Annotated in this window: 13 protein-coding genes; 10 read left to right on the plus strand and 3 right to left on the minus strand. The window is 74.1% G+C overall.

The features are described from left to right. The first annotated feature begins 44 nt into the window (after positions 1-44). A complete protein-coding gene (locus tag OG730_RS31770) occupies positions 45-917 on the plus strand; it encodes a tetratricopeptide repeat protein (RefSeq protein WP_327309506.1) in 873 nt (290 codons plus the stop codon). Between the two features lie 64 nt (positions 918-981). Here OG730_RS31770 and OG730_RS31775 read toward each other — a convergent pair whose 3' ends face one another. Then, a complete protein-coding gene (locus OG730_RS31775) occupies positions 982-2,253 on the minus strand; it encodes a DUF1015 family protein (RefSeq protein ID WP_327307450.1) in 1,272 nt (423 codons plus the stop codon). Between the two features lie 114 nt (positions 2,254-2,367). On the opposite strand from OG730_RS31775, the gene OG730_RS31780 reads away from it, so the two are divergent. The 4 genes from OG730_RS31780 (at position 2,368) to OG730_RS31795 (ending at position 6,485) form a co-directional block, all read left to right on the plus strand. Continuing rightward, positions 2,368-3,417, plus strand: coding sequence for an HAD-IIA family hydrolase (locus OG730_RS31780; RefSeq protein WP_327307451.1), 1,050 nt, complete (start codon positions 2,368-2,370; stop codon positions 3,415-3,417). A gap of 85 nt (positions 3,418-3,502) precedes the next feature. Then, entirely contained in the window at positions 3,503-4,552 is a 1,050-nt protein-coding gene (locus OG730_RS31785) for a FecCD family ABC transporter permease (RefSeq protein WP_327307452.1), read from the plus strand. Beyond that, the gene (locus OG730_RS31790) at positions 4,549-5,625 is read left to right on the plus strand and encodes a FecCD family ABC transporter permease (RefSeq protein WP_327307453.1); all 1,077 of its coding nucleotides are present in this window, start codon (positions 4,549-4,551) and stop codon (positions 5,623-5,625) included. The genes OG730_RS31785 and OG730_RS31790 overlap by 4 nt, the downstream gene beginning before the upstream one ends. Further along, on the plus strand, positions 5,622-6,485 hold the full coding sequence (locus tag OG730_RS31795; RefSeq protein ID WP_327307454.1) for an ABC transporter ATP-binding protein: 864 nt from the start codon (positions 5,622-5,624) through the stop codon (positions 6,483-6,485). The genes OG730_RS31790 and OG730_RS31795 overlap by 4 nt, the downstream gene beginning before the upstream one ends. Before the next feature lie 25 nt (positions 6,486-6,510). On the opposite strand, the gene OG730_RS31800 is transcribed toward OG730_RS31795, so the two are convergent. Further along, complete coding sequence (locus OG730_RS31800; protein WP_327307455.1) at positions 6,511-6,858, minus strand: sterol-binding protein; 348 nt, start codon at positions 6,856-6,858, stop codon at positions 6,511-6,513. A gap of 66 nt (positions 6,859-6,924) precedes the next feature. On the opposite strand from OG730_RS31800, the gene OG730_RS31805 reads away from it, so the two are divergent. The 5 genes from OG730_RS31805 (at position 6,925) to OG730_RS31825 (ending at position 12,134) form a co-directional block, all read left to right on the plus strand. Further along, on the plus strand, positions 6,925-7,185 hold the full coding sequence (locus OG730_RS31805) for a hypothetical protein (RefSeq protein ID WP_327307456.1): 261 nt from the start codon (positions 6,925-6,927) through the stop codon (positions 7,183-7,185). 7 nt (positions 7,186-7,192) lie between these two features. After that, the gene (locus tag OG730_RS31810; RefSeq protein WP_327307457.1) at positions 7,193-8,008 is read left to right on the plus strand and encodes a TlyA family RNA methyltransferase; all 816 of its coding nucleotides are present in this window, start codon (positions 7,193-7,195) and stop codon (positions 8,006-8,008) included. Further along, complete coding sequence (locus tag OG730_RS31815; protein WP_327307458.1) at positions 8,005-8,991, plus strand: NAD kinase; 987 nt, start codon at positions 8,005-8,007, stop codon at positions 8,989-8,991. Before OG730_RS31810 ends, OG730_RS31815 begins: the two co-directional genes overlap by 4 nt. 144 nt (positions 8,992-9,135) lie before the next feature. Continuing rightward, entirely contained in the window at positions 9,136-10,863 is a 1,728-nt protein-coding gene (gene recN, locus OG730_RS31820; protein ID WP_327309507.1) for a DNA repair protein RecN, read from the plus strand. Positions 10,864-11,045: 182 nt separating this feature from the next. Then, a complete protein-coding gene (locus OG730_RS31825) occupies positions 11,046-12,134 on the plus strand; it encodes a glycosyltransferase family 4 protein (RefSeq protein WP_327307459.1) in 1,089 nt (362 codons plus the stop codon). A 350-nt stretch (positions 12,135-12,484) separates the two neighbouring features. Here OG730_RS31825 and OG730_RS31830 read toward each other — a convergent pair whose 3' ends face one another. Further along, a complete protein-coding gene (locus OG730_RS31830) occupies positions 12,485-14,107 on the minus strand; it encodes a PucR family transcriptional regulator (protein WP_327307460.1) in 1,623 nt (540 codons plus the stop codon). Between the last annotated feature and the right edge of the window lie 110 nt (positions 14,108-14,217).

Raw genomic sequence — 14,217 nt, forward strand, 5'->3', positions numbered from 1 at the left:
ACGTCACCGGCTTCGAGATCGACTCCGACGTTCGCCAGGAGCTGCTGAGCCTGCCCAAGGGCCTGGCCGAGGAAGTCTCCAAGAACCTGGTCATGGTGGCCCGGCTGATCGACGAGGACCCGGAGCAGGCGTACGCGTACTCGCGCATCGCCCTGCGTCTGGCCTCCCGTGTCGCCGCCGTGCGCGAGGCCGCCGGCTTCGCCGCGTACGCCAACCAGAAGTACGCCGAGGCGATCGCGGAGTTCCGCGCCGCCAAGCGGATGACCGGTTCGGTCGAGCTGTGGCCCGTCATCGCCGACTGCGAGCGCGGCCTCGGCCGTCCGGAGCGGGCGCTGGCCATGGCCGGCGAGCCCGAGGTGCAGAAGCTGGACAAGGCCGGACAGGTCGAGATGCGTCTGGTCGCGGCCGGTGCCCGCCGGGACATGGACCAGCTCGACGCTGCCATCGTGACCCTGCAGAGCCCGGAGCTGGCCTCCAACTCCGTCCAGCCGTGGACCGCGCGTCTGCGGTACGCCTACGCCGACGCCCTGCTGGCGGCCGGTCGTGAGGACGAGGCGCGCGAGTGGTTCGCCAAGACCCTCGAGGCCGACAAGGACGGGGCCACGGACGCCTCCGACCGGCTCGCCGAGCTGGACGGTGTCGAGTTCGTCGACGCCTCCGCCGAGGACTCGGACGCGGACGTGGACGCGGACGTCGAGGTCGACGACGCGTTCGACGACGAGGACGAGGACGAGGACGACGACGACCCGGAGGTCGCGGCGGCCGAGCGTGCCTCGGACCAGGCCGAGTACTACGACGAGGACGACGACGAGTACGAAGGTGACGCCGATGACGACGTCACCGACGAGATCGTCGTGCTCGACGAGGACGACGAGGACGACGACCGTCGTGACGCCGGAGTCCGCGACGACGGCTGAGTGAGCTGAGAAGGGCGGTACCCCCGATGGGGGTACCGCCCTTTTTTCATTGGTCCGGGATCTTTCAGTCCACGCTGCGCAGCACCAGACCGGTGGCCGGCTTCGGGCCGAAGGAGGTGGACTTGCGGGGCATCGTCACGCCCTGGCGGGCCAGTTCCCGTACGACCGCCTCGCGTACGGGGTGCAGCAGGACGGCGGTGCCGCCGAGGCGCTCCGCCATCTCCACCGTGGCCTCGGTGTCGTGGATGTACGAGATCTGATCGGGTGCGTCGGGGACTGACCAGAGCGTGTCCAGCAGGGTCGCGTGGAGGACCGTGGCGTCCAGCCGGCGCCAGGCCTCGGGGCGGTCGCCCCGGACCGTGCGCTCGATCAGGGCCGGCTCCGGGTCGGTGACCAGGTGGAAGGTGCCGTCACCGGTGAGCAGGAAGGCGTTGCCGAGCTCCGCGGCCTCGGCCAGGGCCGCCATGGCCGCCGGCAGCGGGCCGTCGACGGTGCGGACCCGGAAACGGCCGTCGAGGGCGGCCAGGGCGTCGGCCGGGGCCAGGCGTCGGAGCAGCCGGTGGATCGCGCGGACCTGGAGCGGGTAGCGGGCGGTGTCGACGAGGAGGACCAGGCCGAAGTCCCAGGGGGTGGGGGAGCCGTGCTCCTCCTGGAGGCGCAGGTACGTGGCCCAGCGGTGGTGGCCGTCGGCGATGAGGGCCTGGCGCTCGCCCAGGTCGGCGGTGATCGCCGCCAGGTCGGCGGGGTCCGTGATCGCCCACAGGCGGTGCTGGAAGCCGTCCTCGGTGGTGGTGGAGAACAGCGGGGTGGAGCGGGCGGTGCGCTCGACGACCGCGGCCGCGCCCGCCGCCGGATCGTCGCCCAGGTAGGTCAGCAGGAGCGGTTCGAGGTTGGCCGAAGTGGCGCGCATCAGGCCGGCGCGGTCGGTGACCACGTGCGGCATGACGTCCTCGTGGGGGAGGACGATCCCGGCGTCCGCGGTGGAGAGGGCGAGGGCCCCGATGACCCCGCGCTGGAGGAGCTCGCCCCTGCGCTGCTCGTAGACGTAGAGCGCGGGCACCGGATCGGCGCTGAGGATGCCCTCGGCGAGCCAGTCGCGCAGGGTGTGCGCCGCCTGCTGGTTGCGGGCGGCGGGGGTGTCGGCCTGCGGGAGGATCAGGCGGACGATGTTGTGGGGGTCGGCGGACTCCAGGTGGTTGAGTCCGTCGGGGCGCACGACCACGTCGTACGGCGGCGAGGTCACGGCGGCCAGGCTGCCGACGCGCTCGGGGACATAGCGCAGGCCATGGAACGGGATCAGGCGCAGTCCGTGGTCCGCGGTGCCAGATGTGGTCATTGGTGAATCGTAAGACCCGTCTTGCCATGCGGGATGATCGGGGAGTACGGAAACCGGACAAGATCGATCTCCCCCAGCTACCGCTGGGAAGTGCCCCCAGGAGGAGCGGACACCATGACCCGGCAGAGCAGGACCCTTCCCGCGGGTAGTGAGCGCAGTCTGCACCAGGCGTACGACACGGCTCTGCTGGACCTCGACGGGGTGGTGTACGCGGGCGGAGAGGCCATCGCGCACGCCGTGGACTCGCTCGCGGCGGCCCGGGCCGACGGGATGCACCTCGCCTATGTGACGAACAACGCGCTGCGCACCCCGGACGCGGTCGCCGAGCACCTGAGCGAGCTGGGCATCCCGACGGAGGCCGGCGAGGTGATCACCTCCGCGCAGGCGGTGGCCCGGCTCATCGCCGAACAGGTGGAGCCCGGGGCGAAGGTGCTGGTCATCGGTGGCGAGGGGCTGCGGGTCGCGCTGCGCGAACGCGGGCTGGTGCCGGTGGACTCCGCGGAGGAGGAGGGGCTCGCCGCGGTGGTCCAGGGGTACGGAGGGCCCGATCTGCCGTGGGGGCGGTTCGCGGAGGCCTCGTACGCGATCAACCGGGGGGTGCCGTGGTATGCCTCGAACACCGACCTGACGATTCCGGGGGCGCGGGGGATCGCGCCGGGCAACGGGGCCGCCGTGGAGGTCGTACGGATCGCCACGGGCGCGGAGCCGCAGGTGGCGGGCAAGCCGCTGCCCCCGATGCACCGCGAGACCGTGCTGCGTACCGGGGCGAAGCGGCCGCTGGTGGTCGGTGACCGGCTGGACACCGACATCGAGGGCGCCTTCAACGGGGACGTGGACTCGCTGCTGGTGCTGACCGGGGTGACGGACGGGGCGCAGCTGCTGCGGGCGGAGCCGAAGTACCGGCCGACGTACGTGGACCGGGACCTGCGCGGGCTGCTGAGCGGGCAGCCGGAGGTGGTCCCGGCGGCCGGGGGCGGGTTCCGCTGCGGGGAGTGGACCGCGGTGGCGCTGGACGGCGTACTGGAGCTGCGCGGTGAGGACGGTGCGGGCGCCGACGGTGCGATGGACGGGCTGCGGGCGCTGTGCGCGGCGGCCTGGACGCAGGCGGGGGAGGGCTCGTGCGGGCTGGACGCGGGGAAGGCGCTGGCCCGGCTGGGGCTGTAGGGACCGGGCGGTAGGGACCGAAGGCCTGGTCGGAGGGCTGTTCGGGGGGACTGGGCAGGGTAGAGGGTAGGCTAACCTAACTTTTGTGTTGGTCGAGAGTCCCCCCGAAGAACCGAGCGCGGCGCCGCCCGCCGCCACCCGCTCGCGCCACGGTGCGCGAGCCGCCGGTCTGCTCGCCGCCTTCGGCGTGCTCGCGCTGATCGTGGTGGCGAGCGTCGCCGTCGGCGCCAAGCAGATGCCCCTCCACGAGGTCTGGCACGGCCTGTTCCACTACTCCGGGACGGCCTCCGACGTCGTCGTACGGGACCTGCGGGTCCCGCGGACGGTGCTGGGCGTGCTCGTCGGCCTCGGCCTCGGGCTGTCCGGCGCCGTGATGCAGGCCCTGACCCGCAATCCGCTGGCGGAGCCGGGCATCCTCGGCGTCAACGCGGGGGCCGCGGCGGCCGTCGTATCGGCCATCAGCTTCTTCGGGGCGTCCTCGCTGAGCGAGTTCGTGTGGTGGGCCTTCCTCGGCGCCGCCGTCGTCTCCGTGGTCGTGTACGTGCTCGGCGGCAGCCGCAGCGCCACTCCCGTGCGCCTGGCGCTCGCCGGTACGGCGGCCACCGCGGCCCTCGTCGGGTACATCAACGCCGTGCAGCTGATGGACAGCAAGGCGCTGGACAAGCTCCGCTTCTGGACCGTGGGCTCGCTGGCCTCCGCGACCATGGACACCGTCCGGCAGGTGGCGCCCTTCCTGGTGGTCGGCGCCGTCCTCGCGCTCTGCCTCGGCCGGCCGCTCAACGCCATGGCCATGGGCGACGACACCGCGCGGGCGCTCGGCGCGCACCTGACGCGGACCCGGATCGGCGCGATGATCGCCATCACCCTGCTGTGCGGGGCCGCGACCGCCGCCTGCGGGCCGATCGTCTTCGTCGGCCTGATGATCCCGCACCTCGTACGGTTCTTCACCGGCCCGGACATGCGCTGGGTGCTCGCGTACTCGGCGGTGCTCTCGCCCGTCCTGCTGCTCGGCGCCGATGTCATCGGCCGGGTCGTCACCCGGCCCGCCGAACTCCAGGTCGGCATCGTCACCGCGCTGATCGGCGGACCCGTCTTCATCCACCTCGTCCGGCGCAAGAGGATGGCCCAGCTGTGACAGTGACCGACGCACCCGACACGGCGCGCAGGGGCCGGACCGGGCCACGGCCGGTGCGCCTGCCCGGCGGACTGTCGCTGCGCCCGGAGCGGCGCGCGCTGGGCGTCGGGGTGCTGCTCCTGGTGCTCGTGGCGGCGGCGGCCGTCCTGCTCATCGGCACCGGCGACTTCGACATCGCCCCCTGGGACGTCGTACGGACCTTGCTGGGCAACGGCACGCCCGCGCACGAGTTCATCGTCAACGACCTGCGGCTGCCGCGGGTCCTGGTCGGCCTGCTGGTGGGCGCGGCCCTCGGCATGGCCGGAGCCGTCTTCCAGTCCGTCTCGCGCAACCCGCTCGGCTCGCCGGACGTGCTGGGCTTCGGCTACGGATCGTCCGTCGGCGCGCTGCTGGTCATCGTGCTGTTCCACGGCGGCGCCGGCGAGGTGGCCGCCGGGGCCCTCGTGGGCGGGCTGGTGGCCGGCGTCGCCGTGTACCTGCTCGCGTACAAGCGGGGCATCCACGGCTACCGGCTGGTCCTCGTCGGCATCGGCACCTCCGCGATGCTGGTCGCCGTCATCCAGTACCTGCTGACGAAGGCGCAGCTCGTCGAGGCCACCCGCGCGATGGTCTGGCTGACCGGCTCGCTGGCCGGCCGGGACTGGGCGCAGGTCTGGCCGCTGCTCGCGACCTGCGCGGTGCTGTTCCCGCTGGTCCTCGGCCAGAGCCGGGCCCTGCGGATGATCGAGATGGGCGACGACGCGGCGTACGCCGTCGGGGTGCGGGTCGAGCGGACCCGGCTGCTGCTGATGGTGGCGGCGATCCTGCTCACCACCGCGGCCAGCGCCGCGGCCGGGCCGATCAGCTTCGTCGCGCTGGCCGCGCCGCAGCTCGCGCGCCGGCTGACCCGTTCACCGGGGGCGAGCCTGCTGACCGGGGCGCTGATGGGCGCCCTCCTGCTGCTGGTGTCCGACTGGGCCGCACAGCGGGCCTTCGGCGCCGACCAGTTGCCGGTGGGAGTGGTGACGGGGCTGATCGGCGGCTGCTACCTGCTCTGGCTGCTCGTCACCGAGCGCAAGGCGGGCCGGGTATGAGCGACCAGAGGGGCCGGAAGGACATGAGCGACCAGAGGAGCAGGCAAGTGCAGCGGCTGACCGCGGAGAACGTGACCCTCGGCTACGACCAGCGGGTCATCGCCGAGAACCTGTCGGTGGAGATCCCCGACCGGTCCTTCACCGTGATCGTCGGACCCAACGCCTGTGGCAAGTCCACCCTGCTGCGCGCCCTGTCGCGGATGCTGAAGCCGACGGCGGGCCGGGTGCTGCTGGACGGTCAGGCGATCGGGTCGATGCCGGCGAAGAAGGTCGCCAAGACCCTGGGGCTGCTGCCGCAGTCCTCGATCGCCCCGGACGGGATCACGGTGTCGGACCTGGTCGCCCGGGGCCGCTACCCGCACCAGGGGCTGCTGCGGCAGTGGTCGGGGGAGGACGAGCGGATCGTGGAGGAGTCGATGGCCTCCACCGGGGTCGCCGAACTCGCGGACCGGGCGGTGGACGAGCTCTCGGGCGGGCAGCGCCAGCGGGTGTGGATCGCGATGGCGCTGGCGCAGCAGACGCCGCTGCTGCTGCTGGACGAGCCGACGACCTACCTGGACATCCAGCACCAGATCGAGGTGCTGAACCTCTGCGCGGAGCTGCACGAGGAGCAGGGGCGGACGCTGGTCGCCGTGCTGCACGATCTGAACCACGCGGCGCGCTACGCCACCCACCTGATCGCGATGCGGGACGGCAAGGTCGTGGCGGAGGGGCCGCCCGCCGAGGTGGTCACGGCGGAGCTGGTGGAGCGGGTGTTCGGGCTGCGGTGCCAGGTCATTCCCGACCCGGAGACGGGGACGCCGCTGGTCGTTCCCGCGGCGCGGGTGGCTCGTCGCCCGGTGGTGGCGCACGCGGAGTAGGGGTGCGGCGCCGCCTCCCGGGTCTCTACAGCATGCTCTTGAGGCGCAGGAGGTCGCGGAAGCCCGCTTCCAGGCGGATGCGGCCCGAGGCCCAGGCCTTGGGGAACTTCAGATCGCCGGCGACCAGGGAGACCAGGTCGTCGCCGGTCATCGCGAGCCGGATCTCGGCCTTGGCGGCCGGCGGGCCCGGGGCCACCGCGTCCACGCGGATCTCGCCTCCGGCGAGGCGGCCCGTGAACGTCCGGTCCAGGTCGGTGATGTGGCAGCTCAGCGAGCGGTCGAGCGCGGTCGCACCGCGCACGTCGCCTTCGGCCCGCGCCAGGTTGTCGGAGAGTTGGTCGAGTGCCGCACGGCACTCCTCGATCGTAGCCATCGTGATCCCGACCGTACCGCAGAGCCGTGCGCGGTCGCGGTCGCCCTACGCGGTAGCGTCGGGGGCATGAACGAAGAAGTGCCCGACGCGGTCCAGGACCCGGACGCGGGCCCGGCCGCGCCCGCGGGGCCGGCCGCGCTGGGACTCGTACGCACTCCCACCGGGCACGCCGGAGCGGACGCCGCGCTGGAGCGGCTGGCGGACGTGGACCACCTCCCGGCGGACGGACACGTCGAGGTGTACGAGGATGTGCACAGGGGGCTGCGCTCCGCGCTGACCGCGCTGGACGCGACCGAAGGCCCCCGTCGTTACGAAAACAGGAGCTGAACCGATCGTGGCAGGAGTGGCACGCCGCCGCCTGGACGCCGAACTGGTACGCCGCAGCATGGCCCGCTCGCGCGAGCACGCCGCGCAGCTGATCGCCGCCGGCCGGGTGACCGTGGGCGGCAACACGGCGACGAAGCCGGCCACCCAGGTCGAGACCAGTGCGGCCCTCGTCGTCCTCAAGGACGACGGCGACCCCGACTACGTCTCCCGGGGCGGCCACAAGCTCGCGGGGGCGCTCGCGGCCTTCCAGCCCGAGGGGCTGCGCGTGGAGGGGCGCCGGGCGCTGGACGCGGGCGCCTCGACCGGCGGGTTCACCGACGTGCTGCTGCGCGCCGGGGTGGACCACGTGATGGCGGTGGACGTCGGCTACGGGCAGCTCGCCTGGTCCCTGCAGAGCGACGGCCGGGTCACCGTCAAGGACCGCACCAACGTGCGCGAGCTGACGGTGGAGCTGATCGACGGGGTGCCCGTGGACCTGGTCGTCGGTGACCTGTCCTTCATCTCGATCGGGCTGGTGCTGCCCGCGCTCGTACGCTGCTGCGCGCCCGACGCGGATCTGGTGCTGATGGTGAAGCCGCAGTTCGAGGTCGGCAAGGACCGGCTCGGCAGCGGTGGCGTGGTGCGCAGTACGGAGCTGCGCGCCGAGGCCGTGCGGGACGTGGCGGCGCAGGCGTGGAAGCTGGGCCTGGGCGTGCTCGGGGTGACCGCGAGCCCGCTCCCGGGGCCCTCGGGCAACGTCGAGTATTTTCTGTGGCTGCGGGCGGGGGCACCGGTGCTCGACCCGGCGGATGTTGATCGTGCAGTGGCGGAGGGGCCGCAGTGAGTGATCTTTCGGGGGACCCGGCACAGTCGGGGAAGTCGGGGAAGTCGGAGCGGACGGGGGCGTCGGGGAAGTCCGGGGCGGCGGGGAAGCGGACCGTCTTCCTGCTCGCGCACACCGGGCGGCCGGCGGCCATCCGCAGCGCCGAGCTGGTGGTCCAGGGGCTGCTGCGCAGCGGGCTGGGCGTACGGGTGCTGCGGCACGAGGCGGTGGACCTGCCGCTGCCCCCCGAGGTGGAGCTGGTGGCGGAGTCCGAGTGCACCCCGGAGGTGCTCGACGGGTGCGAGCTGCTGATCGTGCTCGGCGGCGACGGGACGCTGCTGCGCGGCGCGGAGTTCGCGCGCGGCTCCGGGGTGCCGATGCTCGGCGTCAACCTGGGCCGGGTGGGCTTCCTCGCGGAGGCGGAACGGGACGACCTGGACAAGGTCGTGGACCGGGTCGTGACGCGGGAGTACGAGGTCGAGGAGCGGATGACCCTCGACGTGATCGTGCGGACCAACGGGGACGTCGTGCACCGGGACTGGGCGCTGAACGAGGCGGCCGTCCAGAAGGTGTCCCCGGAGCGGATGCTCGAAGTGGTCCTGGAGATCGACGGGCGCCCGGTGTCCGGCTTCGGCTGTGACGGGATCGTCTGCGCGACGCCGACGGGCTCGACGGCGTACGCCTTCTCGGCCGGCGGGCCGGTGGTCTGGCCGGAGGTGGAGGCGCTGCTGATGGTGCCGATCAGCGCGCACGCGCTGTTCGCCAAGCCGCTGGTGACCTCGCCGGACTCGGTGCTGGCCGTGGAGGTGCAGACCGGGACCCCGCACGGGGTGCTGTGGTGCGACGGGCGGCGGACGGTGGAGCTGCCGGCCGGGGCCCGTGTGGAGGTCCGGCGGGGCGCGGTGCCGGTGCGGCTCGCCCGGCTGCACCACGCGTCGTTCACCGACCGGCTCGTCGCGAAGTTCGCGCTGCCGGTGTCGGGGTGGCGCGGGGCTCCGCACTAGGGCCGCGGGACCGTCGCGTACGGGGTCACGGCCCCGTTCGCGCAGCATGCGTACGTAAATAGCATGATTGTTCGAGTTGCTTCGGGCGGGTGACGTCACATGGCACCCATGAAACCTCGGTATCGTCGTCCCGTGCTTGAGGAGATGCGGATACGGTCGCTCGGGGTCATCGACGACGCTGTGGTCGAGCTGTCACCCGGTTTCACCGCGGTGACCGGCGAGACCGGCGCGGGCAAGACCATGGTCGTCACCAGCCTCGGGCTGTTGCTCGGCGGACGGGCCGACCCCGCCCTGGTGCGGATCGGGGCCAAGGCGGCGGTCGTCGAAGGGCGCATCGTCATGCGCCCGGACGCCCCCGCCGCGCTGCGCGCCGAGGAGGCCGGGGCCGAGCTCGACGACGGCGCCCTGCTGATCAGCCGGACCGTTTCCGCCGAGGGCCGCTCGCGCGCCCACGTCGGCGGCCGCTCCGTGCCCGTCGGGCTGCTCGCCGAGCTCGCCGACGACCTCGTCGCCGTCCACGGCCAGACCGACCAGCAGGGCCTGCTGCGGCCCGCCCGGCAGCGCCAGGCCCTCGACCGGTACGCGGGCGACGCCGTCGCGGTCCCCCTGGAGAAGTACGCGGCCGCCCACCGCAGGCTGCGCGCCGTCGCCGGGGAGCTGGAGGAGATCACCACCCGGGCCCGGGAACGCGCCCAGGAGGCCGATCTGCTGCGCTTCGGGCTCGACGAGATCGCCGCCGTGGAACCGCTCTCGGGCGAGGACACCGAGCTGGCGGCGGAGGCGGAGCGCCTCGGGCACGCCGAATCGCTGTCCTCGGCCGCCCAGGTCGCGCACGCGGCCCTCGCGGGCAACGTCGAGGACCCGGAGGGCGTCGACGCGGGCGCGCTCGTCGCCGGCGCGCACCGCGCACTGGAATCCGTACGCTCCCACGACCCGGCGCTCGGCGCGCTCGCCGAGCGGATCGGGGAGTTGGGCATCCTGCTCGGGGACGTGGCCGGGGAACTCGCCGGGTACGCGGACGACCTGGACGCCGACCCGCTGCGCCTGGCGGCCGTGGAGGAGCGGCGGGCGGCGCTGACCCAGCTGATCCGGAAGTACGGATCCGCGGAGGGCGGGGTCGGCTCCGTCCTGGAGTGGGCCGAACGCGGTTCCGTACGGCTGCTGGAGCTGGACGGCGACGACGAGCGGATCGACGAGCTGACCGGCGAGCGGGACGGGCTGCGGCTGGAACTCTCCGCACTGGCGCAGGCGTTGACGGACGCACGGAACGAGGCGGCGACCCGCTTCGCGTCGGCGGTCACCGAGGAGCTGGCCTCCCTGGCGATGCCGCACGCACGGGTCACCATCGACGTCCGGCAGACCGAGGACCCCGAGGGGGTCGAGGTCGGCGGCCGGTTCGTCGCGTACGGGCCCTCCGGCGTCGACGAGGTCGAACTGCTGCTGGCCCCGCACCCGGGCGCCCAGCCGCGGCCGATCGCCAAGGGCGCCTCCGGCGGTGAGCTGTCCCGGGTGATGCTGGCCGTCGAGGTCGTCTTCGCCGGCTCCGACCCGGTGCCGACGTACCTCTTCGACGAGGTCGACGCCGGCGTCGGCGGCAAGGCGGCCGTGGAGGTCGGGCGGCGGCTCGCGAAGCTGGCCAAGGTGGCGCAGGTCGTGGTCGTCACGCACCTGCCGCAGGTGGCGGCCTTCGCGGACCGGCAGCTGCTGGTCGAGAAGACCAACGACGGGTCCGTGACCCGAAGCGGCGTCACCGTCCTGGAGGGCGAGGCCCGGATCCGCGAGCTGTCGCGGATGCTGGCCGGCCACGAGGACTCGGCATCGGCGCGGGCGCACGCGGAAGAGCTGCTCGCGGCGGCCCGGAGCGGCGAGTAGGGCTCCTCCTCGTCGGCAGGGTCAGCCCGCTGACGCCCGGCTAGCCCGTGTGGGTGAGGATCGGGGGGTCGTGGCGGTATCTCACACGGGATCCGCACCCGTATGGTCCCGGAACGCGCGTGCGGACTGGCATTCTGAGCGACGTCCTTGCCTCTTCCTCCCTCACCCTGGAGCTTCGGCCCGTGAGCAGCTCCCCGGTCCCGGTCCCCGTCCCCGTCCTTCGCACCGTCCAGGTGCTCGGCGGCGCGAGCGGTGGTGCGCACGTGCGGTCGCTGGCCACCGGGCTCGCCGCGCGCGGCGTACGGGTCACGGTGTGCGGGCCCGTCGAGACGGAGGGGGAGTACGACTTCACCGGTGCCGGGGCGAGCTTCACCCCGGACGCGGTGAGCGCGCTGCGGGCCGCGTGCGTGGAGGCCGACGTGGTGCACGCGCACGGCGTACGGGCGGGCATGCGCGCGGCGCTGGCCCTGCGCGGGCGGCGGGTCCCCCTGGTCGTGAGCTGGCACGGCGCCGGCCCCGGCGGCGGCCGCCTCAGCCTGCTGCTGGAACGGCACGTCGCGCGGGCCGCGGCGATCGTCCTCGGCGCCTCCTCGGCTCAGGTTGACCTGGCCCGGCTGCGGGGAGCGCGGGACGCGCGACTGGCGGCGGTGGCCGTCGCCGTCGCCGCCACCGAGTCCTCCGGCGCTTGGGATGCCCCGGACCACGGGAAGGTGCGGGCGGAACTCGGCGCCGTGGAGCGGCCGTTGCTGATCGCGGTCGGGAGCCTGGTGCCGCGGCGCGGGTACTCCGTCCTGCTGGACGCGGCGCGGGAATGGCGCGACCTGGACCCGATGCCGCTGCTGGTCATCGCGGGAGAGGGACCGATGCGGGCGGAGCTCGCGCGGCGCATCCAGTCGGAGCACCTGCCGGTGCGGCTGCTCGGCCGGCGGCGGGACGCCGCACGGCTGCTCGCGGCGGCGGACGTCGCGGTGCTGCCGAGCCGGTGGGAGGCGCGGTCGCCGCTCGCGCAGGAGGCTCTGCGGCTGGGCGTGCCGTTGGTGGCCACGGCGGTGGGCGGGGTCCCGGAGCTGGTGGGGGCGGCGGGGGTGCTGGTGCCCTACGGGGACGCGGGAGTGCTGGCCGCCGCGGTGGCCGGGCTGCTGGCGGATCCCGCGCGGCTTGGGGAGCTGGCGGTGGCGGGTCGGGCCCAGGCTCTGACGTGGCCGTCGGAGGACGACACGGTGGCGCAGGTCCTGTCGGTGTACGACGAACTGACCTCGCGCCGGCGGTAGCCCTGGCCGGGCTGTTCGTGGAGGGGTGCGGCGCCGTTGCCGGTCCCCGGGCCCCCGCGCCTCAATCGCCGGCGGGGCTGGGGTTGCCTGGGCCGGCGGGCTTGCTGCGGGTGGGGTCGGTGCCGGGGGCGGGGTACGCAGCCCCGGACCGGGGTCGTTCTTTTCAGCCGTCCGGCGTTTGAGGACCGGGTCCGGGCAGGGCCCGGGGAACGGGCGAAGGGCGGGTGGGGGAACCCCGCCCCGCAGGGCAGCCCACCCGCATTCGCCGACCGGGCCCGCGCCGGGACGGAGTTCGGCGCAGCGCGGCGAAGCCGGTAAGGCCCGCCGGGGCCGCGCCGTGCGGGCGTGCGTCAGGAACCAGTGGTGTGGCGGCGGGCCCGGAGGGCCAGGCTCAGGGAGAGGACCGTTTCCGGGTCGTCCAGGTCCGCGCCCAGGAGTTCCGAGATGCGGGCCAGGCGGTTGTAGAGGGTCTGGCGGTTCAGGTGGAGCTCGCGAGCGGTCTCCGCCTTGCGGCCCGCGTGGGCCAGGTACGTCTCCAGGGTGGGCAGGAGCGGCGGCCGGGAGACCGTGTCGTGGACGCGCAGGGCGCCGATCGCGCGGTCCACGAAGGCCGCCAGGTCGGGGTGTTCGCGCAGCCGCCACAGGAGCAGGTCGATGTCCAGGCGGCGGGCGTCGTACCAGGGGCGGGCGGGGAGTCCGTGCGCGGCCGTGGCCGTCTCGGCCGCGTGGCGCAGCCCCGCCGAGACCGTCGCCCAGCCGCCGCACACGCCGACGACCACCGCCGGCGCGGCCCCCGCACGGTCCAGGCCCGCCCGCTCCACGCCGGTCCGCAGGGCCACCGCGACCCGGTCGGACACCGTCGTGCGCTCGGCGTCGGAGCGCAGGGAGACCAGGAGGGGGACGCGGCCTTCCACCGGGCGGACGCCGAGCAGCACCGGTACGCCGACGGAGGCGAGTTCCTCCAGGACGGCCCGGGCCAGCACGGCCCAGTTGCCGGACGGGGCCAGGTCCGAGGACAGCCGCATGACGATGGGCAGGAGCGGGCCGGGGCCCGGCTTGAAGCCCAGGACGCGGGCCTGGGCGGGGGCGTCCTCCGCCGAGATCCGTCCCTCGGCGAGGTCCGTGAGGAAGTCGCCGCGGCCGCGCGCCGCCAGCTCGTCCTCCTGCCGGGCCTGCATCAGCACGACGGCCAGTACGCCGGCGGTCCGCTCCGCGGCCATCCGGTGCACGGGCAGCAGCGGCGCGGACACCCCCAGCAGGACCAGCCGGGCCCGCACCGAGCCGGTGCCGCGGCCGCCGCCCGGGACATCGACCACCACGGCGTTGCCGGAGGGCTCCGGGTCGCGCTGGCCCCGCAGGCCCTCCCACACCTGGAGCGGGTCCGCCGCGGCCTCGCCGGCGACCGGGCCCGCCGCGTACAGCAACTGGCCGTCGGGGGTTTCCAGGAAGACCGGGTTCGCGGTGAAGTCCGCCAGGATGTGCAGGACCTGGGGGATGCCGCCGCCGTCGAGCAGGGCCTCCGTACAGCGCCGGTGGACCTCCTCGGCGCGCTGGAGCAGGGCGTAGTGCCCGTTGACGATCTCGGTGTGGACCTCCTCCGTGACGGTCACGAAGGGGACCTCGCGGTGCAGCTGGACGAGGGGGAGGCCGACCGCCCGCGCCGTCTCCACCAAGGTCGCCGGGAGCCGGGTGAAGCGGGGTCCCAGCTCGACGACCAGGGCGGCGATGCCCCGGTCCGCGAGGCGGCGTACGAAGGCGCGCTGCTCGGCGGGGCGGGTGCCGAGGCCGAGGCCGGTGGTCAGCAGCAGCTCGCCGCCCTTGAGCAGGGAGGCGATGTTGGGGACCTCGCCCGCGTGCACCCAGCGCACGGTCCGGCCGAGCCGGTCGGCGCAGGCCACGACCTCGGGAAGTCCGCTGCGCAGCCCCGGCAGCTCAAGTGCCCGCTGAACCGTGATCCCGCCCTGATTGTCCATATGGCGGACGCTACCGGGGCTCTTGTTCCGTGGACATCACCGAGCGGTTACGGGGTTCCATCTACCCCCGTCCGGCCCGACAACTCGTCGCCCCTGCAAGGAGATTATCG

Source organism: Streptomyces sp. NBC_01298, from assembly GCF_035978755.1.
Taxonomy (GTDB): domain Bacteria; phylum Actinomycetota; class Actinomycetes; order Streptomycetales; family Streptomycetaceae; genus Streptomyces.

Coding starts and splice junctions, on each gene's coding strand:
- OG730_RS31805 (WP_327307456.1), top strand. CDS start 6,925: ATGAACGAAGAAGTGCCCGACGCGGTCCAGGACCCGGACGCGGGCCCG.
- OG730_RS31830 (WP_327307460.1), bottom strand. CDS start 14,107: ATGGACAATCAGGGCGGGATCACGGTTCAGCGGGCACTTGAGCTGCCG.
- OG730_RS31795 (WP_327307454.1), top strand. CDS start 5,622: ATGAGCGACCAGAGGGGCCGGAAGGACATGAGCGACCAGAGGAGCAGG.
- recN (WP_327309507.1), top strand. CDS start 9,136: ATGCGGATACGGTCGCTCGGGGTCATCGACGACGCTGTGGTCGAGCTG.
- OG730_RS31780 (WP_327307451.1), top strand. CDS start 2,368: ATGACCCGGCAGAGCAGGACCCTTCCCGCGGGTAGTGAGCGCAGTCTG.
- OG730_RS31800 (WP_327307455.1), bottom strand. CDS start 6,858: ATGGCTACGATCGAGGAGTGCCGTGCGGCACTCGACCAACTCTCCGAC.
- OG730_RS31775 (WP_327307450.1), bottom strand. CDS start 2,253: ATGACCACATCTGGCACCGCGGACCACGGACTGCGCCTGATCCCGTTC.